Source organism: Borreliella americana (genome assembly GCF_032595795.2).
GTDB classification, from domain to species: Bacteria; Spirochaetota; Spirochaetia; order Borreliales; family Borreliaceae; genus Borreliella; species Borreliella americana.
The window spans coordinates 87,021-111,122 of the sequence record NZ_CP132449.1 but is presented as its reverse complement, the minus strand read 5'-3'; the positions used below and the strand labels follow the sequence as shown (position 1 = coordinate 111,122).

The 24,102-nt window shown below is 29.0% G+C and carries 22 protein-coding genes; 19 read left to right on the top strand and 3 right to left on the bottom strand.

Translation table 11 applies throughout. The features are described 5' to 3' along the window. The first annotated feature begins 20 nt into the window (after positions 1-20). On the top strand, positions 21-1,388 hold the full coding sequence (gene dnaB / locus QIA00_RS00545) for a replicative DNA helicase (RefSeq protein WP_316256873.1): 1,368 nt from the start codon (positions 21-23) through the stop codon (positions 1,386-1,388). 3 nt (positions 1,389-1,391) lie between these two features. Here the strand turns inward: dnaB and QIA00_RS00540 are convergent, their stop codons facing one another. Then, positions 1,392-2,756, bottom strand: a complete 1,365-nt coding sequence (locus QIA00_RS00540; protein ID WP_301426926.1) for a hypothetical protein — start codon at positions 2,754-2,756, stop codon at positions 1,392-1,394. A 135-nt stretch (positions 2,757-2,891) separates the two neighbouring features. On the opposite strand from QIA00_RS00540, the gene QIA00_RS00535 reads away from it, so the two are divergent. From QIA00_RS00535 to QIA00_RS00505, 7 genes are all read left to right on the top strand, one after another. Then, complete coding sequence (locus QIA00_RS00535; RefSeq protein ID WP_316256872.1) at positions 2,892-4,088, top strand: acetyl-CoA C-acyltransferase; 1,197 nt, start codon at positions 2,892-2,894, stop codon at positions 4,086-4,088. Between the two features lie 79 nt (positions 4,089-4,167). Beyond that, positions 4,168-5,178 carry a peptidylprolyl isomerase gene (locus tag QIA00_RS00530; protein ID WP_316256871.1) on the top strand — a complete coding sequence of 337 codons (1,011 nt, stop codon included), beginning with the start codon at positions 4,168-4,170 and terminating at the stop codon, positions 5,176-5,178. A 37-nt stretch (positions 5,179-5,215) separates the two neighbouring features. Further along, positions 5,216-5,644 (top strand): transcription antitermination factor NusB, encoded by a 429-nt coding sequence (gene nusB / locus QIA00_RS00525; RefSeq protein WP_316257646.1) that lies wholly within the window; start codon positions 5,216-5,218, stop codon positions 5,642-5,644. Continuing rightward, a complete protein-coding gene (locus QIA00_RS00520) occupies positions 5,631-7,298 on the top strand; it encodes a tetratricopeptide repeat protein (RefSeq protein WP_316256870.1) in 1,668 nt (555 codons plus the stop codon). The genes nusB and QIA00_RS00520 overlap by 14 nt, the downstream gene beginning before the upstream one ends. Further along, a complete protein-coding gene (gene map / locus QIA00_RS00515; protein WP_316256869.1) occupies positions 7,291-8,046 on the top strand; it encodes a type I methionyl aminopeptidase in 756 nt (251 codons plus the stop codon). Before QIA00_RS00520 ends, map begins: the two co-directional genes overlap by 8 nt. Positions 8,047-8,112: 66 nt before the next feature. Beyond that, positions 8,113-9,537: a DegQ family serine endoprotease HtrA gene (gene htrA / locus QIA00_RS00510; protein ID WP_316256868.1), complete on the top strand. Its 1,425-nt coding sequence runs from the start codon at positions 8,113-8,115 to the stop codon at positions 9,535-9,537. A 143-nt stretch (positions 9,538-9,680) separates the two neighbouring features. Continuing rightward, entirely contained in the window at positions 9,681-10,274 is a 594-nt protein-coding gene (locus tag QIA00_RS00505) for a phosphoribosyltransferase (RefSeq protein ID WP_231032195.1), read from the top strand. Here QIA00_RS00505 and QIA00_RS00500 read toward each other — a convergent pair. Together QIA00_RS00500 and asnS are read right to left on the bottom strand one after the other, a co-directional pair. Then, the gene (locus QIA00_RS00500) at positions 10,271-10,789 is read right to left on the bottom strand and encodes a hypothetical protein (RefSeq protein WP_316256867.1); all 519 of its coding nucleotides are present in this window, start codon (positions 10,787-10,789) and stop codon (positions 10,271-10,273) included. The genes QIA00_RS00505 and QIA00_RS00500 overlap by 4 nt on opposite strands. 21 nt (positions 10,790-10,810) lie before the next feature. After that, complete coding sequence (gene asnS, locus QIA00_RS00495; RefSeq protein WP_316256866.1) at positions 10,811-12,199, bottom strand: asparagine--tRNA ligase; 1,389 nt, start codon at positions 12,197-12,199, stop codon at positions 10,811-10,813. A gap of 163 nt (positions 12,200-12,362) precedes the next feature. Between asnS and murI the strand changes: the two genes are divergently transcribed. The 11 genes from murI (at position 12,363) to QIA00_RS00440 (ending at position 24,091) form a co-directional block, all read left to right on the top strand. Next, complete coding sequence (gene murI, locus QIA00_RS00490; RefSeq protein ID WP_316256865.1) at positions 12,363-13,154, top strand: glutamate racemase; 792 nt, start codon at positions 12,363-12,365, stop codon at positions 13,152-13,154. Continuing rightward, a complete protein-coding gene (rsgA, locus tag QIA00_RS00485; RefSeq protein ID WP_316256864.1) occupies positions 13,151-14,083 on the top strand; it encodes a ribosome small subunit-dependent GTPase A in 933 nt (310 codons plus the stop codon). The genes murI and rsgA overlap by 4 nt, the downstream gene beginning before the upstream one ends. Continuing rightward, positions 14,064-16,406: an endonuclease MutS2 gene (locus tag QIA00_RS00480; RefSeq protein WP_316256863.1), complete on the top strand. Its 2,343-nt coding sequence runs from the start codon at positions 14,064-14,066 to the stop codon at positions 16,404-16,406. Before rsgA ends, QIA00_RS00480 begins: the two co-directional genes overlap by 20 nt. A 5-nt stretch (positions 16,407-16,411) precedes the next feature. Then, complete coding sequence (locus QIA00_RS00475) at positions 16,412-16,798, top strand: hypothetical protein (protein ID WP_301426911.1); 387 nt, start codon at positions 16,412-16,414, stop codon at positions 16,796-16,798. Positions 16,799-16,984: 186 nt separating this feature from the next. Beyond that, positions 16,985-17,584, top strand: coding sequence for a V-type ATP synthase subunit E (locus tag QIA00_RS00470; protein WP_316256862.1), 600 nt, complete (start codon positions 16,985-16,987; stop codon positions 17,582-17,584). A gap of 9 nt (positions 17,585-17,593) precedes the next feature. Then, positions 17,594-18,139 carry a hypothetical protein gene (locus QIA00_RS00465; protein ID WP_316256861.1) on the top strand — a complete coding sequence of 182 codons (546 nt, stop codon included), beginning with the start codon at positions 17,594-17,596 and terminating at the stop codon, positions 18,137-18,139. A gap of 13 nt (positions 18,140-18,152) precedes the next feature. Then, the gene (locus QIA00_RS00460) at positions 18,153-19,880 is read left to right on the top strand and encodes a V-type ATP synthase subunit A (RefSeq protein ID WP_316256860.1); all 1,728 of its coding nucleotides are present in this window, start codon (positions 18,153-18,155) and stop codon (positions 19,878-19,880) included. Between the two features lie 21 nt (positions 19,881-19,901). After that, positions 19,902-21,215, top strand: a complete 1,314-nt coding sequence (locus QIA00_RS00455; RefSeq protein WP_301426907.1) for a V-type ATP synthase subunit B — start codon at positions 19,902-19,904, stop codon at positions 21,213-21,215. Then, a complete protein-coding gene (locus QIA00_RS00450) occupies positions 21,208-21,816 on the top strand; it encodes a V-type ATP synthase subunit D (protein WP_316256859.1) in 609 nt (202 codons plus the stop codon). Before QIA00_RS00455 ends, QIA00_RS00450 begins: the two co-directional genes overlap by 8 nt. Then, on the top strand, positions 21,813-23,639 hold the full coding sequence (locus QIA00_RS00445) for a V-type ATP synthase subunit I (protein ID WP_316256858.1): 1,827 nt from the start codon (positions 21,813-21,815) through the stop codon (positions 23,637-23,639). The genes QIA00_RS00450 and QIA00_RS00445 overlap by 4 nt, the downstream gene beginning before the upstream one ends. A 17-nt stretch (positions 23,640-23,656) precedes the next feature. Further along, complete coding sequence (locus QIA00_RS00440; RefSeq protein ID WP_002556692.1) at positions 23,657-24,091, top strand: ATP synthase subunit K; 435 nt, start codon at positions 23,657-23,659, stop codon at positions 24,089-24,091. The last annotated feature ends 11 nt before the right edge of the window (positions 24,092-24,102 follow it).

Genomic DNA, 24,102 nt, shown 5'->3' with positions numbered 1-24,102 from the left:
AAAGGGTAGGGGTGTAGTTTGTGGCTTTAGCGGCTTTTTCAAATTCTGCACTTCTTTTTAATGATGGTGCGGAAAAAGCAGTAATTTCTAGTATATTTTATAATTCAGATAAGATAGAGCAAATTGCTTTTCATGTGAGAGCTGATGATTTTTACAATGAAACTCATAGGTTAATTTTTAAAGCTATGGTTTCGCTTTATGAAAAAAGAGAAAATATTGATCCTATTACCGTTTTTGAAGAAGTATCTAAGCATGTTTCAAAAACACAACTTTTGATTAAAAAAGATTTAATCAATTTGCCAGATTATTTGGATTCACTTTCAGTTTATTTGCCAACAGATAGAACTATAAATGTTTATGCAAAAATTGTAAAGGAACAGAGTGTTCGTAGAAGCATTTTAAATGTTTCTAAAGAACTTAATGACTATATAAATGATTCTACAAAATCTATTAATGAGATTGTTGAAGAATCTCAACAAAAGATTCTTTCAATTGAATTAGATTATTCTAGCAAAAACCTTTATCATGCTAAAGTTATTGCAGAACGTGTTCATAATGAGATATATGAGCGCAGTATGAAGAAAAAAGAAGCAAACTTTGGCATTCCAAGTGGCTTTAGAAAGGTCGACTCTCTTATTGGGGGATTTAGAAACAGTGATTTTATTATAGTTGGTGCTCGTCCTAGCATTGGTAAAACGGCATTTGCTTTAAATATTGCTTCTTTTATAGCATTAAGAAAAGAAGAAAAGAAAAAAGTAGGATTTTTTTCTCTTGAAATGACAGCGGATGCTTTAATAAAAAGAATAATATCTTCTCAATCTTGTATTGATAGCTTTAAGGTTCAAAATAGCATTTTATCTGGACAAGAGATAAAGTCACTAAATGATATTGTAAATGAAATTAGTGATTCTGAGCTTTATATTGAAGATACTCCCAATATTAGTTTGCTAACTTTAGCAACTCAAGCTAGAAAACTTAAGCGATTTTATGGTATAGATATAATATTTGTTGATTATATTAGTCTGATTTCTTTTGAAACAAAAAATCTTCCAAGGCATGAACAAGTTGCTTCGATTAGCAAATCTCTCAAAGAGCTTGCTAGAGAGCTTGAGATTCCTATTGTTGCATTGTCTCAGCTTACAAGAGATACGGAAGGACGTGAGCCTAATCTTGCCAGTTTAAGGGAATCAGGAGCATTAGAGCAAGATGCCGATATTGTAATTTTGCTTCACAGGGATAAGGATTTTAAATTTGAGTCTTCTGCTGAAATAGAACCAATAGAAACTAAGGTTATTGTAGCAAAACACAGAAATGGTCCTACAGGTAGGGCAGATATATTATTTTTGCCACACATTACTAAATTTGTTAACAAAGATCATCAGTATTAGTTGTTATTTAACAACTAATCCAATTCCTAAATAATTAAAGTTAATAGAATGTTTTTCTAATTTTTTTTCATTTAAGTTATAAGCTAGAGGAATATAACTGACTTTTGAATATATTTTAAAAATATACTCGGTGTTGCGGTATTTTAGCATTGTGAACAAAAATCCTAATTCATTTTCAATTCCAACTTGAAGAATGTTTTTTATTCTTATTGGTCTGAAGATGCTTTTAATATCTTGGTTATTTTGATTATAGGCAAAAAATAATCCTGAAATTAGATAAGGATTGAATGTTTTTTGTGGTAAAAATTCATACATGATGCCTGATGAGAATTGATTTGTAAAGCTATTAGTTTCATTATGATTAGTGTAATAATTTGTTGATATTGAAAAGTAATGATTGATGTTTTTATTTATTTTATAAAATAATGAATTTCTTATTTTTAATGGGATCATAATATCAAACCCAAAGTAAAAATTATTACTTAAAACATTAAATTCATTATTTGATTCTGATATTTTTTTGTATTCTTCAGGTGTAATGATTATTCCAAATCCTCCAACGCTTAAGAAATTTTCTTTGGTTGAAAAATTTTTAATGTTTAAATTATTGGTTATGAAAAAATTTTTAGAGTAAAATTGATAATTTATTCCAATTCCTATTTCTGCTTCTTGTGTTTTTGAATATGTTTTAAAGCTTTTGATTTGATTTTGAATTTGTGAATAAAGTTTAATATCAAATCCAATATTTTCATTTTTTAAGGTAATTCCAATACTGTTTTTAATAAAATAATCTGCAAAATAAGATAAGTCCATATAATTTTCTAAATTTAAAAAATTCATGTAGGAGTAATTTAGAGCAAAACTTAAAAATCCTCTATAATTATAGCTGTCGTAGCTTTTTATACTTGGAATTGGGCGGTGTTGATTTAAAATGAGGTGAATTATGCTTTGCATTAAATGTCCTCCCCAGTCTCCAAATAATAAGTTTTTAACTCCAATTCCTAAGTCTATTTCTCCAAAATTTTTTCCATTAATTAGCAATAGGATTGGAAAATAATACATGAAACCTATTTCAATTAAATCTGTTCTACTAATTAAAGATTTCGGGGAGTCTTTATAACCTCTATAGGTTAGCATGTGTGCTTCTAAATTTATTATAAAATTGTATTTTGAAGCATAGGTAAAAATTAGAGAACCACTTCTTAAGTCATCAAAAAAATCGCTTAATGAAAATCCAAATCCATCATTTAGTATTTCAAAATAATATTTGTCAATACCTTCATTTTTGTATTGGATTGCATAATTATAAGAATAAACTTTTAAAGTAGAAATTATAAATATTGTTAAAAATATTTTTTTAAACTGCATTTTAAAATTATAACATTTTAGCTTGTTTATTAAATAATTCAGGTTAAATAGTTTATTTTATTAAATAAACTTAGTTTCTATATGATCTATTGTATTGTATAATTCAATAAGTTTATTAAGACTTTAGGAGTAATTGTGATAAAAAAGGTAGCTATTATTGATGGACTTAGAACACCCAATTTCAAGTTTGGAGGTTCTTTTAAGGGTTTAGATATTATTGACGAATCTTCAAAAGTTGTTAAAGCTTTGCTTGGAAGAAATAAGTTATGTAAAGTGGATGAGGTTATTATTGGCAATGTAATATCTGCGGGACTTGGTCAAAATATTGCAAGACAAATTGCTTTAAAGTCTGGTTTAGGCGATAATGTACCTGCATTTAGCGTTAATAAAGTTTGTGGTTCTGGTCTTAAGGCTTTGGAGCTTGCATTTAATTCTATTACCCTTGGAGACAATGATATTGTATTAGCTGGAGGAGTAGAAGATTTAACCAATTCTCCTTATTTATTACCCAGAAAGATTAGATTTGACGGTCTTAAATTTGGTAATTTTGGAATTGAAGATTCAATCCAAAAAGACGCCTTAACAGATTCTCTAAATTTTATTTCTATGGGGCTTACGGCTGAAAATCTTTCAGAAAAATATAGTATAACAAGAGAAATGCAAGATGAATTTGCATATAATTCTCATGTAAAGGCATCAAAGGCAAGAGAACTTGGATATTTTGAGGATGAAATTTATCCCCTGACCGTTTTTGATAAGAAGACCAACTCTAAGAGGACTGTCTCAAGTGATGAGGAAATAAGAGATAATTTGACTTTAAATAAGCTGGCATCTCTTAATCCTGTTTTTAAAGAATCAGGCACAGTAACTGCCGGAAATTCTTCAAGTTTAAATGATGGTGCTTGTTTTTTAATTTTAGCAAGTGAGGAAAAAGTAAAAAGCTTAGGGTTAAGTCCATTAGCTTATATTGGAGGATTTAAAAGTGTGGGGCTTGATCCACTTTATATGGGTTTTGGAGCTTATATGGCTATTGAAGGTATTATTAGTAAATTAAGTTTAAACCCTGGCGAAATAGATTTGATTGAGGTAAATGAGGCATTTGCGGCCCAAGCATTAAGCATTGAAAAGGCCTTGTTTAAAAAATACAATATAACTAGTGATATTATTAATGTAAATGGCGGTGCTATTGCTTTGGGGCATCCATTTGCAGTTAGCGGTTCAAGAATTTTATTAACACTTTCTCGTTCTATGAAAATGAATAATAAAACAAAAGGAATAGTATCTATTTGTATTGGTGGTGGACAAGGAATTTCTAGTTTTTTATATAGATGAAAATGTTTTATTAACTAGATTTAAATGTTAAATTTTGTTAAATTAGTGGGTAAGTGATTCTTTAATAAGAGGTTATATTATGAAGAGTTTTTTGTTTTGGGTAATATTGGGAACTGTAGAGATTGGCTCTTTTGCTCAAAATACTCCTGTTGCTATTATTAATTTACATAAGAATGAAATTATTACTAAAACTGGTTTTGATTCTAAGGTTGATATATTTAAAAAGACCCAAGGTAGAGACCTGACTGCTGCTGAGAAAAAGCAAGTTTTGCAAGTTTTAATAGCAGATGTTCTTTTTAGCCAAGAGGCTTCAAAACAAGGAATTAAAATTTCAGATGATGAGGTTATGCAAACAATTAGAACTCAATTTGGACTTGTGAATTTTACTGATGAGCAAATCAAGCAGATGATAGAAAAACAAGGTACAAATTGGGGCGAGCTTTTGTCTTCAATGAAAAGATCTCTATCTTCTCAAAAACTTGTTTTAAAGCAGGCTCAGCCCAAGTTTTCTGAAATTAAAACCCCCGGTGAGAAAGAAATTGTTGAGTATTATGAGGCTAATAAAACTAAATTTGTAAATCCCGATATTTCAAGAGTTAGTCATATATTTTTTTCTACTAAAGATAAAAAAAGATCAGATGTTTTAGATCAAGCAAAAAATATTTTAAGCCAAATAAGATCAAAAAAAATTACTTTTGAAGAAGCTGTAAGAAAATATTCAAATGACGAATCTTCTAAGGCTAAAAATGGTGATCTTGGATTTTTGTCAAGAGGCGATCAAAATGCTCAAAATCTTCTTGGAGCTGATTTTGTGAAAGAGGTTTTTAATTTTAATAAGGGCGATATATCTTCGCCTATTGCTTCAAAGGAAGGGTTTCATATTATTAAAGTTACAGAAAAATATGCTCAGAGATTTTTAGGTTTGAATGATAAAGTTTCTCCTACTGCAGATTTGATTGTCAAAGATGCAATAAGAAACAATATGATTAATGTGCAACAACAGCAAATTGTTGTTCAAGTGCAGCAAGATATGTATGGTAAGCTTAACAAGTCTGCAAATATACAAATCTTGGATTCTAGTCTAAAATAAAACATATTTTTATTTATATAATTTTATTATGGATTTAATGCATGAAGTTAGAGTCTTGGCTTTTCAAAAGATTTATAGCATTGGTATTAATCAAAGCGCAATGGACGATATTTTTGATATTTTTAATATTGAAGATAAAGGATTAGACATAGAAAATGAATCTATCAAGTCGTTTTATTCTTCTTTAGTAAATGGTACTTTTAATAATTTAGAGCATATTGATAGCTTGATTAGGAATATTTCTTTGAATTGGTCTTTAGATCGCATGGATAAGGTTGATCTTGCAATACTTAGAATGGGCGTTTATTCTTTAAAGTTCCAAAATTTTGAAAATTCAAAACGTGCTGTAATTGATGAAGCAATTTTGATTGCCAAAAAATATGGCAGTAAAAACTCTTACAAGTTTATAAATGGTATACTTGATGCTTTACTTAAAAATATGGAGAGTTGTATTGAAAAAAAATAAAACTTTAGTTTTCATCTCATTGTTCTTATTATCGGTTTTTTTAGGAGGTTTTTATTTCTATTTCGATCCCAATATTTTATATTTTTTAAAAGGTGAGAAAGATTTTAGCAAGCTTATTATGGGGATTGATTTTTATATTGATAAAAAAAAATTTTCAGATGCTAAAAAAGCAATGCTATTTTCATCATATTATGCTAATACTGAATTTAAATGGCTATCTCTTGCTAAAAGAGCTAAAATTTGGGCTTTAAATACTGGTGATTATCATCTTATGGGGGAGATAGTAGCTCTTGGTGTTAAAGTTTTGCCAGGAAATTTGAAATTAAGAGCTTTAGAAGTTTATTCTAAACTTAAAATTGGGCTTTTAAAAGACGCTTATAGAATTGCAAATCAATATCTTTTAAATAGCGAAGAGTATCAAAGCCTTTATGATGAAGTTTTTATTAAAAATTTAAGTTCAGATAATGGTATTATAGACTTTAACAAATTTATTGATAAAATCTATAAAGAAAAGGATGCTCGTATTTTTGAAGAGATAGGTTCAAATCTTAAAAACAATGCATTTTTAATAAATGCAATGCTTTTGTATATAGAGAAAAAAAACATAGATGCTGCTAAGCGCATACTTTTAAAAATCAAAGAAGACAAAAATTTTTTAAAAGAGCTAGCATATATTTCATATAATCTTAATGATTTAGATTATACAATTTCCAATCTTAAGTCCATTAAAAATGAAGAAGATTCCACTTTGCTTTTTTTGCTTGCCGATGCTTATTTTAAAAAAGGAGATATTAAGAATGCCAAGAATGAATATTTAAAGCTTTATACAAGATTTCCTAATTATAATGTTCTTGTTTATTTAAATCTTGCACTCATAGCTAATAGTGAGAATGATCATAAAAGAGCAATTTCTTATTTAAATAAGGCTAATGAGGTGTTTAAAGATAATAAGATAATAAGTTATTATTTAGCAAATATATACTTTAAAATTAAAAATTATTTTAAAGCTAATGAAATTATAACTAATTATAAGGAAGATCCGTTATTTTTTAAACTTTATTTTGCATTAAATTATGCAAATTCTAAGTATGAGGCAAAAAAATCTTATTTGTGGCGACTATTTTACAAGACTGAGTACAATTCTAGTATTGCTCAATTTTTGGCTTGGAATTTGCTGCTTTATTCAGATTTAAAGGACTTAGATTTATTTTTTAGAATTTATAATTTTTCTGAAAGTAAACAAGATTGGTATAATTTTTATAAATTTTATTATTTTTTTCTTAAAAGAGATTTTATTAGTTCAAAAAAGATAATTTTTGACAATAAATCTCAAAAATATATGTTTGGAATTTATTATAATCTTGGAGTTTTAAGCTTTTCTGAAAAAGACTATAAAGAAGCGGAAAGATATTTTAATAAAGGAATATCTTTATTGCCTAGTAGCTTTTATGATAAAGATTCTAGTACTAACTATGAACGTGAACTTATATCAAAAATTTACTTAAAACAAGGAATTAATTATCTTTATTTGGGGAAAATGGAAAAAGGTAAAGAGTCTATTTTGACTTCTTATTCTTTTTACGAAACTGATGAAGGAAGACTTTATAAAAATATGATAGATACACTTAGAGAAAGGAAGTTGAATTTTGACTAAACTAAGATTGAAATCTAAAGATGAGATTAAAAAAATCAAAGCTTCAGCAAGTTTGTTAGCGCTTACTTTGCTAGAGGTCGAGAGGAATATTGTTCCTGGTATTAGTACCAAGGAACTTGATTTGATAGCCTATGATTTTATTATTAAAAATAGAGCTAAGCCTGCTTTTAAGGGATATCGTGGGTTTAAGGGTACTATTTGCGCATCTGTTAATGAAGAGGTTATTCATAGCATTCCCGGAAAAAGGAAATTAGCGAATGGGGATATTGTTAGTATTGATTGTGGGGTTATTCTTGATGGATTTTATAGCGATATGGCAAAAACTTTTAAAGTGGGAAATGTGGATTCTAGCATCGATAAACTTTTAGAAGTTACAAATGCTTCTCTTTACAAAGGTATTGCCGAGATGAAAGTTGGAAATAGAATTTTAAATATATCAAAGGCAATAGAAGATTATATAAAACCGTTTGGTTTTGGAATAGTTAGAGAATATACAGGCCATGGTGTTGGATTTGAGCTTCACGAAGAACCAAGTGTTCCAAATTATTATGCTCCTTTTTTTAAAAATATTAGAATTCAAGAGGGTATGGTTTTGGCTATTGAGCCTATGGTAAACTTAAAGGGGCACAAGGTTTCAATAAAAAGTGATGGTTGGACTGTTTTTGCATCTGATCTTAGTTATTCTGCACATTTTGAACATACTGTTGCTGTTGTTGATGGATTGCCTTTAATTTTAAGTGAAGTTTAAATTTTAAATTAATCAAATATTTAAATATTATTTGTAGAATTGAGTAATTATTTGGAGGTTATAAAAGTGGAAAAAAAGTTTTTTTCTGGATTTCTTCTTAGTTTTTTGGCTTTGGGTATTGGGTTTTTTATTGGAATGCATTATTTAGATTCTAATAGAAGCAACATTGTTTTTGCAGAAGAAAAGGACAATACTGTAAGAGCCTTGCAAGATTCTTTTAGGGAAGTTTCCAAGAAAATTTTACCATCATCTGTAGAAGTTCATGCAACAGGGGTAATCAAGCAGAGTTTTCCTATTCCATTTTTCTTTTTTGATATGCCAGAATTTGATTCTGAGAGAAAAAGCAATTGGGCAGGGTCTGGAGTAATAATTGGGAGAGATTCTCAAAAAAAATCATTATTTTATGTAGTTACAAATAGTCATGTGGTAGATAAGGCAACTGAACTTGAAGTTGTATCTTATGATAAAAAAAAGCACAAGGCTAAGTTAGTTGGCAAAGATGAAAAAAAAGATATTGCTCTTATTAGTTTTGAAAGTAATGATGCAACTATTAAAGTAGCTGATCTTGGAGATAGTGATAAGCTTGAAATAGGTGATTGGGTTATGGCAGTAGGCAGTCCTTTTCAATTTAGTTTTACAGTTACAGCGGGCATTGTGAGTGGATTGCAACGTTCTGCAAATCCTAATTTGCAATCAAGGAATTTGTTTATTCAAACCGATGCTGCAATCAACAGGGGTAATTCGGGCGGCCCTCTTGTAAATATAAAAGGTGAAGTTATTGGAATTAATGCTTGGATAGCTTCAAATTCTGGCGGAAATATTGGGCTAGGTTTTGCAATTCCTGTTAACAATATTAAAAGCACTGTAGATTTTTTCCTTAAAGGTAAAAAAATTGAATCAGCGTGGCTTGGAATTTCTTTTTATCCGTTAAAGACAAGAGATTCTGAGGTGCTAAAAAGTCTAGGGGTTGAAAGTAATGATGTTTCAGCTGCAATTATTGCTTCTCTTTATCCGGGCTCACCTGCTGTTAAGTCGGGGCTTAGGGCAGGAGATATTATTATGAAGGTTAATGGGGTTTCCATGAGCGTTTTTCAGGATGTTACATCATATATTAGTGATTTTTATGCTGGTGAGAAAGTAAATGTAGAAATCTTAAGAGGAAGTGTCAAAAAAAATATTGAAATTATTCTTGCTGTTAGACCTAAGGATAAAGAGCTTTCTTCTTCAAAGATGCTTCCAGGTTTTGTTGTGTATCCATTAGTTGAGGATATTAAAGCTCAGCTTAATTTAAGAAATTGGACTAAAGGCGTTGTTGTTGATTATATTGATAAAAATTTAGCATCAAATATTAAGATGAAATCAGGAGATGTAATTCTTTCTGTAAATTCAAAAAGTGTTTCTAATTTAAGAGAATTTTATGATGCTCTTGAGATTGGAAAAAATACTTATAAAATTTTAAGAGGAAACGATTCTTTTAAAATTTCATTTTAGTAAATTTTGGTTTTGGGGTTAAGAGCTGATCTTAGCCCTTTTTTATTTTATGTAAATATTTGTGTGTTAATTTGCAAGTTAAAATATTTTGATTAAATAAATTTTTTTTTATTAAAAAAGAATAAAAGGAATAAGTTTGAATTATGAAAAAATATGTTTCTTATGAAGAGATAAGAATTAATGGATTTAAGCTTGCTTATAAAATTTATAAAGATGGATTTATTCCAGATATTATGTATGTCTCTTTGAGAGGAGGAGCTTATCTTGGCAATATTATTAGCGAATTTTTTAAATTTGTAAAAGTAGATAAACCTCTTTTATATGCTGCCGTTGTTGCTAGATCTTATGATATTTTTAATGAGCAAAAAAAGATAATGATAGATGGTTGGACTTATGATCCAAAATATTTAAGGGCAGGGGATAAAGTTTTATTTGTTGATGACATTTTTGATACGGGTCGTACTATTGTTTATTTGAGAAATGAAGTTTTAAAAAAAGGCATAGAGAATAAAAATGTTAAAATAGCAGTTTATGATTATAAGGATCATGGATTTGTAGATTATATTCCTGATTATTATGTTAATAAATATTCTAACCAAGAAGAATTAAATACTTGGATTCATTATGGAAATCATGAGCTGACAGGATTAAATGAAAGTGAATATAAGAATAGTTTTAAATACATAGATGATGAGCTTAATGAGATTTTAAAATTTTTAGCAAAAACCAAATCTTAATTATTGTCCTCTATGTATTCTATTAAAGTATATCCCTTTGTTTTTAGCATTTTAATTATTATTCCCAGATTATCTTTTAATATTGGGCCTATTAGCATGTGAGTTTTTTCGGTTTTAACCGGAAATTTATTAGCATTTTTAATTTCTTGAAAGTTATCATTTTTATAACTAGGATAAACTTTAACATAACTAGTTGTGGCAGAAACATCATTTACAGTTTTTTGATTGATATTATTGCCTAAATTTCTGTTGGGGTAATTAATTTTTTTTGATTTTTGTATGTATATATTGGAATTTATATTTTTTTCACCGTTTGTATCTCTTTTTAAAATTGATTCTTTTTTGATCTTTTTGCTATTTGAGCTTGAATCGTAAGTCTTAGAATTTTTTTTGATTTTTGTTTCTACGTTTGAAAATAATTCCAATTTAGTGTTTAATTTTTCATCTTTTACTGAAAATAATCTTGTTGCAAAAAGAAAGAGTAGCATTAATTTGCAAAGTTTTATTAATTTCATCTTTTTGTTTCCTTTTTTTTATTAAAAATAAAGATTTTTGGGAGTCCTTGGGAATGGTATTGAATCTCTTATATTAGATATTCCTGTTGAGTATTGTATCAACCTTTCAAGTCCAAGTCCAAAACCAGAATGAGGAGTCGAGCCAAATCTTCTTAGATCAAGATACCAGTTTAAATGTTCAATATTTAGGTTTAATTCTTTTATTCTATTTTCTAATTTTTGCAGGTCATCTTCTCTTTCGCTTCCTCCTATAATCTCTCCAATTTTTGGAACAAGTATATCCATTCCTTTAACGGTTTTATTGTCTTTGTTTACTTTCATGTAAAATGCTTTGAAATTTTTTGGATAATCTATGACCACTACCGGCTTTTTAAAAGTCTCTTCTGTTAGGTATCTTTCGTGATCTGTTTGCAAATCTATTCCCCAGTAAGGTTTTATTTCAAAATTTTTTTTTGAGTTTTCAAGAATTTCAATTGCTTTAGTATAGGTAATAACCTCAAAATTTGAATTTATTACATTTTCTAGTTTTTTAATCAAACCTTTTTCAATGTAATTTTCTAAAAAATCCATATCTTGTGAGCATTCTTTTAAAATTGAACTTAAAAGATATTTCAAGAGATCTTCTGCTAGAGCAATATTGTCATTAAGCTTATAAAAAGCCATTTCTGGTTCTATCATCCAAAATTCTGAAGCGTGGCGTGTGGTGTTAGAATTTTCTGCTCTAAATGTTGGGCCGAATGTATATATTTTAGATAAAGCCATTGCATATGCTTCCCCATGTAATTGACCAGTGACAGAGAGAAAAGCTTCTTTTCCAAAAAAATCGTCTTTAAAATCAATATTGCTAAGCGTATTGTTTGGTTTATTAAATTTTAGTGTGGAAACCCTAAACATTTCTCCAGCACCTTCTCCATCATTTGATGTAATTATTGGTGTATTAATATAAAAAAAACCATTTTTTTGGAAATATTCATGAATTTTGTATGAAATTTTGTTTCTTACCCTAGCAATAGCTCCAAATGTGTTGGTTCGTATTCTTAAATGTGGGATTTCTCTTAAAAATTCAAAAGAATGTCTTTTCTTTTGCAATGGATAATTTTCTGGGTCTGTCTCGCCGATTACATTAAAACTGTGTGTTTTTATTTCATAATTTTGCCCTTTTGCAGGACTTTCCACCAATAGGCCTGTTAATGATATACTTGCTCCGGTTGTTAATTTTTTTAGATCTTTTTCACTAAATTGATTTTCTTCTTCGTTTATTACAGCCTGAATTCCTTTAAGTGTTGAGCCATCATTAATTTCTATAAATCCAATCTTACCATTACTTCTTTTGGTTCTAATCCAGCCATTTATTGTAACATTGCTGTTTAAAATTGGCTTTTTTAAAATATCTTTAATGCTTGCAAACATTTTATTTATCATCCTAAATATTTATTAATATTGCTAAATCAATTTTATTATAGCTTAAAACTTTTTTTAAAAAAAACATTTAACAATTTTTATTATTTTAATTCTTGATATTAACTTTATTAATATTTATACTTTACTTTTTAGGGTTGATTATTATTTTGTAATGGGAAATTTCAAAGAAGTAATAATTATTTTTGATTCAGGTATAGGGGGACTTTCTTATTTTAAATATATTAAAAGTAAAATAGGGGGGTGCCAATATGTTTATGTTGCCGATAATAAAAATTTTCCTTATGGAGAAAAAAGTCCTGAATATCTTTTAGAAGCAGTTTTGTTTTTAATTGAGAAACTTAAAAAAAACTATAATATTGGTGCATTGGTTTTGGCTTGCAATACAATTTCTGTTAGTGTATACAATAAATTAAATTTTGTTTTTCCGGTGGTCTATACTTTGCCAGATGTAAGTTCAGTTTCAGATCTTGCTTTAAAAAAAGTTCTTTTGATTGCAACAAATACTACTCTTGAAAGCAAATTTGTTAAAGATCAAGTAAATATACATAATGATTTGATTGTAAAAGCTGCCGGAGAGCTTGTTAATTTTGTTGAATATGGAGAAAAGTACAAAAAAGATGCTTTTAGATGTTTAGAGGCTTTAAAATTTGAAGTTGTAAATACCGGTAGAGAAATTGTTTTCCTTGGATGCACGCATTATTTACATCTCAAGGCATTGATAGAAGATTTTTTAAAAATTCCTGTTTATGAGAATCGTGAATTAGTGGTACAAAATCTTATTAGATTAATGAATTTTCCTGAACATAAAGGTAATTATTATAAAAATGATTTTGATTTTGTAGATATGGATGATGAGTTTTATTTGACCGGAAATAAAAATTTGACTTTTTATCAAAATTTTTGCAAAAAATATAATCTCCGCTTTAAAGGAACGATAGTTTGAATTATCTTGAATTTGAAGTTATTTGGGGAGTTAATAATATATATTCTATTTTAGAACTTAGCAGCAAGTTAATTTATGAAGGAATTTTTAAGGGCAAAGTACTAGAAACAGGTTTTAAGGAGTATAGTCCTTTAGTTCCAGGGGATATAGTCTTAGGGTATATTTATAGTTCTCGCAAAGTATATATTGATAAGCGATTAAATAGGAAGAATATGCTTTGGCGTTACAACAAGAAAGCAGATCTTAGGCAGACAATTGTTTCTAATATTGATAATGTTTTGATTGTAAGTTCTGCTAATTTCCCCGAGATGAAAAATTTTTTTATTGACAGAGTTCTTGTTGTTGCAGAAGAACAAAATATTGTTCCTGTTATTGTGATTAATAAAATTGACAAAGGAATAAGTCAAAGCGCACAAGAATTTTCTGAAATTTATGAAAATCTAGGATACAAGGTTTTAAAAACTTCTGTTAAAACTACTGAGGGTATCAAAGAAGTAAAAGAGGTTTTGAAAAATTCAAGAACTTCTTTTATTGGTCAGTCTGGTGTTGGTAAATCTTCTTTGATAAATTTGATTGATTCAAGAGCTTCTCAATCGGTAAATGAAATTTCACATAAGTATTCTAGAGGAAAACATACTACCGTTTATTCAATATCATTTCATTCTGAGAGTGGAATAATAGTTGATACTCCAGGAATAAAGGAGTTTGGAATTGAAACATTGCCCTTTGAGAATCTTAAATATTATTTTAAAGAGTTTGAAAATTTTGCTAGTTTTTGTAAATATAAATCTTGTTTGCATGTCAGCGAACCTTATTGTTCTGTTATAACTTCTTTAGGTAATGGGATTTCTAAACTTAGATACAAAAGCTATTTAAAGATTTTGGCAGAGCTTAAAAATTATAAAAATTATGCAAGATGCACAAGATAAATATTTAAAAAATGTTGACTTTTATGAAATTTTATCTTTAGTGTCTAAATACGTTTCTAATCCAGACACTGTTGATTTACTAAGTAATCAAAAAATATTAAAAACAAGAGAAAGTTTAGAGAAAATATTCTCCTTTGTAAATTTAATTAGAATGCTTTTTGAAAGTTATAAAGGATATCCAAACTCTTTTATAAATAGTTTAAAATATCCCATTTCATTATTATCAAAAGAAAATTCAAAAGTTTCTATTGAGAATTTGAGAGATATTTTAATGTTTTTAGATGAGGTTTTAAGAATAAATTTATTTTTACAAAAAAATAGTGATATCAAATATCTTAATGTTCAGATTATATCTGATTTATTATTTTTAAACCCAGAGCTAAAAGATTTGCTTAATGAATTGAAAGAGCATATAGATGTTGATGCTTTTGAATTGAAAAGTGGCGTTGTCAAAGAATATGATTTGATTGAATTTGAAATTAAAAATTTAAATAGACGAGTTGAAAATCAGATAAAAAAAATAATTAGTTTGAACGCAGAATATTTGACTTCTAATTTTGTTTATTATAAATCCAATAAATATACTCTTGCTCTTAAGTCTAATTTTAAAGGCAAAATTAAGGGCAATATTATTTCTATTTCATCATCAGGCGAAACATTTTACATTGAACCAAATGATATTGCAAATGATAACAATAGGTTAAATTATTTGAGTTTAGAAAAAGAAAGAATAATTTTAAAAATTTTACGAAATCTTTCTGCTAAAGTTCATAACAACATTGTTCTTTTAGATAATCTTTATAATAATTTTTTGTATTATGATTCTTTAAAAGCACGAGCGATTTATGGAATCAAAACTAAAGGAATATTTCCTAAGATTTCAAATGCATTAAGTATTTTTGATGCACATCATCCTCTTTTAAAGGATTCAAAGGCAATAACTTTTACTCCTGCTGAGAATCGTGTTGTAATTATTACTGGTCCTAATGCCGGTGGAAAAACGGTAACTTTAAAGACAATTGGATTACTTAGTGCAATGTTTCAATTTGGGATTCCTATTGTTGTTGGTGAATCTAGCACTTTTAAAATTTTTGATAACATTTTCATTGACATTGGTGATGAACAGTCAATTTCTAATTCTCTTTCAACTTTTTCAAGTCATATGAGCAATATTTCTTATATTTTAAAACATACTACAAAAAATAGCCTTGTAATATTTGATGAATTTTGCTCAGGGACTGACATTGATCAAGGTCAAGCGCTTGCTATTTCAATTCTTGAGTATTTAATCAATATTAATTCTTATGTTTTAATATCAACTCATTATAATGCTCTTAAATATTTTGCATATACCCACGAAGGCGTTGTTAATGCTTCTATGCGGATGGATTTAGAGACGATGCAGCCTAATTATAATTTAATTTTTTCCATTCCTGGTGAAAGTTATGCATTTAATGTTGCTAGTAAGGCTTTGATTGACAGTAGCATAGTAATTCGTGCTAATGAAATTTATTCATCTCAAAAAACAGAAATTAATAAAATTTTAGAAAAATTAATTGAAAAAGAAAAAGATTTGCTTTTAATTAAAGAGAATATGGATAAAAAATTAATCCAAATAGAATTGCAAGAAAAAGAGTTAGAAAATTTTTATCAAGATCTTTTATTAAAGGAAAAAAATATTGAGACAGAGCTTTTAAATGAGCAGAATGAATTTTTAAAAAATTCAAGAAAAGTTTTAGAAAATTTGGTTAGAGAAATAAAAGAGGGTAATATTAATGTTTCAAAGAATAAAGCCTTTATATCAGATTTGGAAAAAAATGTAGACCTCAAGTTTAATAAAGTAAATTCTCTTAACAGTAAGATAAATATGGTTGTAGATTTTAAAATAGGAGACAGAGTTAAGATACTAAATTCTAATTCAATAGGAAAAATAGTCGGGATTTCAAAAAAGAAGATAACTGTTAATGTGGGTGCTTTTAATGTTACTGTTTCTAGCTCAGAGATATCTTTGGAAAACTTTAAAGAAAAAAAAGAGAATGGTAAAAATTTTAACTTTTCAATTGATTATAATAAGGAAAATTTATTAAGCTTTACCATTGATATTAGGGGTATGAGGTCTGTTGATGCTCTAGACTTTTTAAATAAGAAAATAGATAATATTATATTAAATGGCATTAATAAATTTGAGATCATTCATGGAAAAGGTGAGGGGCATCTTATGAGAGAAGTTCACAATTTACTAAAAGAATTGAAGTTTGTTAGAAAATATTATTTTGCTCACCCTAGTGATGGAGGGTCTGGAAAAACTATAGTTGAGATTTAATTTAAGTGAATATATCAAAATTTAATGAATTTGAAAATGTATTGTTTCACATTTGTCTAGATGTTGATTTTGTTCTTGAGAATGAATTTGGAAATTCTTATGATATTCATCCCAACAGACCTTTTAGGGGCAAGGCTGCAAATGGTCTCTTAGATGGTCTTTTTAGTGTTACAACAACTTTTACGTCAGGCTATGGATCTAAGTTTGGAAGAGGTTATTTGATTATTATTGAGATATTAACTTTAAATTTTGTTGATGATGAATTTTGGGATAAGATAAATAAAAGGGGTATTGAAATCTTTAGAGAAGGACTTAAAAATAAATTTCCAAGCAAAAATCTTGATATAGTGCGTGATGGCAATGTTTATAAAATTATTGGGCCATTTTTTTAATGGTTGCATTATTTCTATAATGGAGAATAAATGTATTCTTTAAAGAAGTATTATTGTGTCAACTTGATATGTTTTTAAATATTATAAAATTTTTGATATTAAAAATTTATTGTATGCTTTTTTTAAAGTTTTGTTTGCTAATAAGTGTTAAGTTATTATTTTAATCTTGTATGATAAGGAGTTTTAATGCAATTTGAAGTAAAGGATCTTATAAATAAAATTAAAAAAGATGGACTTGAAGAAGCTGAGAGAGCAGCTAATGATATTATTTTAAAGGCTAAAAGAGAGGCAGAAGAAATAGTTGCTAGAGCAGAAGAATCTGCTAGAGCATTAAAGGTAAAATTAGAAAAAGAAGCTAATGATTACAAATGTCATGCTCTTGAAGCTTCTCGTCAGGCAATAAGAGATTTAATTATTGGCGTTGAAAAGAATCTTAAATCTCTTTTTGAAAATGCTTTAAAAGATAGTGTAACGGAAGTTTTTAGTGATTATAATTTTTTAGCAGAGCTTATAATTAAAATAACGGATTCATGGGCCGAGGAGGAAAAATTAGTTATTCAATTAAATGAATCTGATTTTTTTAGTTTAGAGCAGATATTAAGATTAAAGCTTGGCCATAAGCTTAAGGAAGGGATGGAGCTTAGGCCTTTCAGGGGGATAAGCAAGGGTTTTAAGATTCAAAAAAAGAATATTGGTTTGCATTATGATTTTTCAGCTGAAACTATTGCAGACATTCTTTTTGATTATCTTAATCCAAGATTTAAGGAAGTTATAAAGGTGGTCTAGGAGACTTTTGTGTTGGATTCATATTATTATGTTTTATCTTCTTTGCCCTACATTGATTTAAAATCTTTGAAAAATTATAGTGTTTCAGATTTTTTAAATAATGTTGAAATTTCTTTAAGTAAAAAGGACTTCGATTTTTTAAAAGGGTTGTTAGAATTTAAGGTAGATAGGGGTAAATCAAGAGTTATTGATCTTTTTCTTGATTTTGAGGATACAATAAGATATACACTTGCGTCTTTAAGGGCAGAAAAATTAGGGTTACCTAAGGATTTTTATTTAGAATCTACTTATTTTTCAAGTTATTATCTGAGTATTTTGAAAAACATCTGCTTGAAAGAAAATCCTTTTGAAATAGAATTAAGTTTTGACCTTCTTAAGTGGCAATTTTTAACTGATCTTGAGGTTGGGCATGAATTTGATTTTGAGAAATTAATAATTTACTTTTTAAAGTTAAGGTTATTTTTAAGGCATAATTTATTTAAAGAAAAATTGGGTATTCAAAATTTTGACAATATTTGTAAAAATTTAATTGATCAAACTAATGAAAAAGTTTAGAAAAGGAATTTAGATGAATACAAAAGGAAAAGTCGTTGGAGTTAATGGAAACTTAGTTACTATTGAGGTAGAAGGTTCAGTTTCTATGAATGAAGTTTTATTTGTAAAGACTGCTGGTAGAAATTTAAAAGCAGAAGTAATTCGTATTAGAGGCAATGAAGTTGATGCACAAGTTTTTGAATTGACAAAAGGGATAACTGTTGGAGATCTAGTTGAATTTACAGACAAACTTTTAACAGTTGAGCTTGGACCAGGTCTTTTAACTCAAGTGTATGATGGGCTTCAAAATCCTTTGCCCGAATTGGCTATTCAATGTGGATTTTTTTTAGAAAGGGGAGTATATCTAAGGCCCTTGAATAAAGATAAAAAGTGGAATTTTAAAAAAACTTCCAAAGTCGGAGACATCGTTATTGCAGGAGATTTTTTAGGTTTTGTAATTGAGGGAACTGTTCACCATCAGATAATGGTACCATTTTATAAAAGGGATTCTTATAAAATTGTGGAGATTGTAAATGATGGTGACTATTCGATTGATGAGCAAATTGCTGTAATTGAAGATGATTCTGGTATGAGACATAATATTACAATGTCTTTTCATTGGCCTGTTAAAGTTCCTATTACTAATTATAAGGAACGGCTTATTCCGAGTGAGCCTATGTTGACTCAAACTAGAATTATAGATACATTTTTTCCAGTTGCTAAAGGGGGGACTTTTTGCATTCCAGGGCCTTTTGGGGCTGGAAAAACGGTTCTTCAGCAGGTTACAAGTCGAAATGCTGATGTTGATGTAGTGATTATTGCAGCTTGTGGTGAACGAGCAGGAGAAGTAGTAGAAACTCTTAAAGAATTTCCCGAGTTAATGGATCCAAAAACCGGTAAATCTTTAATGGATAGGACTTGTATTATTTGTAATACATCTTCAATGCCAGTTGCAGCCAGAGAAGCTTCTGTTTATACTGCTATTACTATTGGTGAGTATTACAGGCAAATGGGCCTTGATATTCTTCTTTTGGCAGATTCAACTTCAAGATGGGCGCAAGCTATGAGAGAAATGTCTGGTCGTCTTGAAGAAATTCCTGGTGAAGAGGCTTTTCCTGCGTATCTTGAATCTATTATTGCTTCCTTTTATGAAAGGGCAGGCATTGTAGTTCTTAATAACGGTGGTATTGGATCTGTAACAGTTGGTGGTTCCGTAAGCCCTGCTGGAGGTAATTTTGAAGAGCCAGTTACTCAAGCAACTTTAAAGGTTGTAGGAGCATTCCACGGACTTACAAGAGAAAGGTCTGATGCTAGAAAATTTCCAGCTATTAGCCCTCTTGAATCTTGGAGTAAATATAAAGGTGTTATTGATTCTGAAAAGACCGAATATGCAAGATCTTTTTTGGTAAAAGGTAATGAAATTAATCAAATGATGAAAGTTGTTGGAGAAGAAGGCATAAGTAATGAGGATTTTTTAATTTATTTAAAGTCTGAACTTCTTGATTCATGCTATTTACAGCAAAATTCATTTGATTCTGTTGATGCTGCTGTAAATTCTGAGCGTCAAAATTATATGTTTGATATAGTTTACAACATTCTTAAAACCAACTTTGAGTTTTCCGATAAGCTTCAAGCAAGAGATTTTATAAATGAATTGAGGCAAAATCTTTTAGACATGAATCTTTCTTCTTTTAAGGATTATAAGTTTAATAAATTGGAGCATGCTTTGAGTGAATTGATAAATTTAAAAAAGGTAATTTAGGGGGTTTGGAGAAATATATATATGAAAAGAGTCTACAGTAAAATAGAGTCTATAGCGGGCAATGTAATAACTGTTACAGCTCAAGGTATTAAGTATGGTGAGCTTGCTATTGTGAAAGCAAAAGATACAAGTTCTCTAGCCGAAGTAATTAAACTTGATAGAGAAAAAGTTTCTCTTCAGGTTTATGGTGGTACAAGAGGTGTTTCTACCTCAGACGAGATAAAGTTTTTAGGGCATTCAATGCAGATTTCATTTTCCGACAATTTGTTGGGCAGAATTTTTGATGGTTCTGGGAATCCTAGAGATGGGGGCCCTTCTCTTGATGATAGTTTAATTGAAATTGGGGGTCCTTCTGCAAATCCTACAAAACGTATTGTTCCTAGAAATATGATAAGAACAGGGCTTCCAATGATAGATGTTTTTAATACTCTTGTTGAATCTCAAAAATTACCAATTTTTTCTGTTTCTGGCGAGCCTTATAATGAGCTGCTTGTAAGAATTGCACTTCAAGCGGAAGTTGATTTAATAATTCTTGGTGGAATGGGGCTTAAGAATGATGATTATTTAACTTTTAAAGATTCCTTGGAAAAAGGGGGCGCTTTAAGTAGGGCAATATTTTTTGTTCATACCGCTAATGATTCTGTTGTTGAATCTTTAACTGTTCCTGATATTTCGCTTTCTGTTGCTGAAAAGTTTGCCCTTAAAGGTAAAAAGGTTTTAGTGCTTCTTACAGACATGACAAATTTTGCTGATGCAATGAAAGAAATATCCATTACAATGGAACAAGTCCCTTCTAACAGAGGTTATCCTGGCGATTTATATTCTCAGCTTGCATATCGTTATGAGAAGGCTATTGATTTTGAAGGTGCCGGATCGATTACAATACTTGCGGTTACAACAATGCCGGGTGATGATGTTACTCATCCTGTTCCTGATAACACCGGGTATATTACAGAAGGTCAGTATTATTTAAAAGGTGGCAGAATAGAGCCTTTTGGGTCGCTTTCAAGACTTAAGCAAATGGTAAATAATAGAACTAGAGACGATCATAGGACTATAATGGATTCAATGATCAAACTTTATGCATCTTCAAAAGAGTCTGTAGAAAAAAAGGCTATGGGATTTAATATGACCAAGTGGGATGAAAAATTGCTCAAATATAGCAATATGTTTGAAAGTAAGATGATGGATTTGTCTGTTAATATTCCTTTAGAAGAGGCTTTGGATTTGGGTTGGGACATTCTTGCTAGTTGTTTTAGTCCAAAAGAAACAGGAATAAAAACAGACCTTATTGAAAAATATTGGCCTAAAAAGAGACTTGTTGATTATGTCTAAAATTAAATTGACCAAAAATGATCTTAAAAAGCAAAAAGATGAACTTAAAATGTTTAAGAGATATTTGCCTACTTTGCAGCTTAAGAAGCAACAGCTTTATATGGAAATTGTTAAAATTGAGAATTCTTACAAAATTAAAAATCTTGAGCAACAAAAACTTAGGGATAGTATTTCTAATTGGATTTCTCTTTTTAGCGAAAAATTTCCTTTTGAGAGTTGGATTCAAGTAAAAACAGTGGTCAAAAAGTCTTTAAATATTGCGGGGGTTGCAATTCCTATATTTGATGCTATTGAATATAAGGAAATAAGGCATGATTTACTTTTTACCCCTTATTGGGTAGATAAGGGGATTGAGATTCTTAAAGTTATTATTCAAATTGACGTAGAACTCAAAATTTTAAAAAAACAGATCGATTTGCTTTTAAAAGAGTTTCGAGTAACATCTCAGAGAGTCAATTTATTTGAGAAAGTTATGATACCAACAGCTAAGGCTAATATAAAAAAAATTAATATATATCTTGGAGATCAGCAAACCGCTGCTGTTGTAAGAGGTAAAATTGCTAAATCTAGTTTGATAAAAAAAAATAGGAACAGCTTATGATTGTAAAAATGAAAAAAGTTTTACTTTTAACTTTATCAAAATATAAAAAAGAATCTTTAGAGATTTTAAGAGATTTTGGAGCAGTTCATATTAATTCTTGCAATAAGAATTCAGAATCTTTAAAAAAAAGCATTGATAATAGACGAATTTTAATACAAGCTTTTTCTCTGCTTAAAGAAGATGGGGGTGTTAAAGCTTTAAAATCTTCTAATGGAAATTTTTTAGATATTGCAAAAAGCATAGTTAATTTGGGAAATGAAATTAAAGAATTTCAAGATATTAAAAGATCTTTATTGTATGAAAGGAATTTGATTTCTGTTTGGGGAAATTTTTCTTTAGAAAATATTAACAAATTGAAAGAATCTAACATTTATATTCAATTTTTTAAAATCCAAAAAAGTGAATATAAAAATTTATTAAAAGATCCCAATGTTAATGTGTTTTTGATTAAAAACGTAAAAAACACTTCTTATTTTGTGAATGTTGGCGAGTTTGAGCAAAAAATTGAAATTGCTGACGAATTTAAATTTAATTTTGATCTTAATTATATTAATAATAAATTAAAGGTTGTTGATGAAATTTTAGATCAAAAGTTGACTCAAATTTCTCTTTTTAATAAATATATTGATATTTTAAGAGATGAGATAAAAAATTACGATCAAATCGTAGAGTTTGAGCAAGTTTTAGCTGATATGCAAACTGATTTTGAAGATTTTTCGTATATTACAGGATTTATTCCAGCTGAAAGTCAAGAATCTCTTAAAAATGTAGTTTTAAAAGCAGGTTTTGCAGCTCAATTTGCAGATCCCGAAGAAAATGATATTATTCCAACTTATATAAAAAGAAAAGGAATTGCCAGTTTAGCTGCACCTATTTTTAATATTTTAGAGACAATTCCCGGGTATAAAGAAAGAGATATAAGTTTTATTTTTATGTTATTTTTCTTTGTGTTTTTTGGTATGATAATAGGTGATGCGGCTTATGGAGTGATATTTTTTTTGATAGGAATTTTACTTAGTTTGAGTTTTCTTCTTAAAGGTAAACCCTTAACGCCAGTTCATGGGTTGATATTTTATCTAAGTGTATCATCGATACTTTATGGGACTATGACTGGGACTTGGTTTGGTAGTCCTTTAATTCTTGAAATGTTTCCCGTTTTAAATTCATTTAAAGTTAGTTATTTGACAGATAAAAATAGTGTACAAAATATTATCTTTATCTGTTTTTCAATAGGAGTTTTGCAAATTTCATTAGCGCATGCTTGGAATTTTTTCAGACAAGTAAAAGAAAAGCCCCATATTCATTCAATCGCACAAATTGGTTGGATTATGTGTATAGTTGGACTTTATTATCTTGTTTTGAATTTAATACTAAGTCAATCTCGATTCCCCATGTATAATGTTGTTTATAATGTAATATATTTTGGCATTGCACTTGTATTTGTTTTTGGTAAGCAAGATGGTTCAAATTTTTTCAAGTGTATATTTAAAAGCTTTGGGGGTATTATAGAGCAGTTTTTAACCACTGTGTCGGGGTTTGCAGATATAATATCTTATATTAGACTTTTTGCAGTTGGACTTGCAGGACTTTCGATCTCAGCAAGTTTTAATACTATGTCAATACCTTTGTTAAAATCTTCTAATATTGGTTTTATAGTAGCTGGAATTATTGTTATACTTTTTGGGCATGTTTTAAATATAATGCTATCTTTGCTTTCAGTAATTGTTCATGGAGTAAGGCTTAATATGCTTGAATTTTCAAACCATTTAGGGCAAGAATGGAGTGGATATGCTTATAGGCCTTTTAGAAAAATGAAAAAATAAATAAAAAAGGAGTACTTATGGATATAGGTTTAATAGGGGTTAATTCAGCTTTAACAATCTCAGCAATAGGTTCTGCGTTGGGTATGGGTGCAGCAGGTAGTGCTGCTATTGGAGCATGGAAGAGATGCTATATGCAAGGAAAGCCGGCGCCATTTTTATTGATCGTTTTTGTTTCAGCACCGCTGACTCAAATAATATATGGATATATTTTGATGAACACATTATATGAGGTGATGATGCAGACAAATCCATGGTTGTTGCTTGGAGCTGGTATTGGTGGTGGGTTTGCTATTGCTGTTTCTGGATTTGCTCAAGGTAAAGCCGCAGCGGGTGCTTGCGATGCGTTTTCTGAGACCGGGAAAGGATTTGCCACATATCTATTAGTTTTAGGATTAATCGAATCTGTTGCTCTTTTTGTAATGGTATTTTTAATGATATTTAAGTTTGTTTAATTTTGATTTAT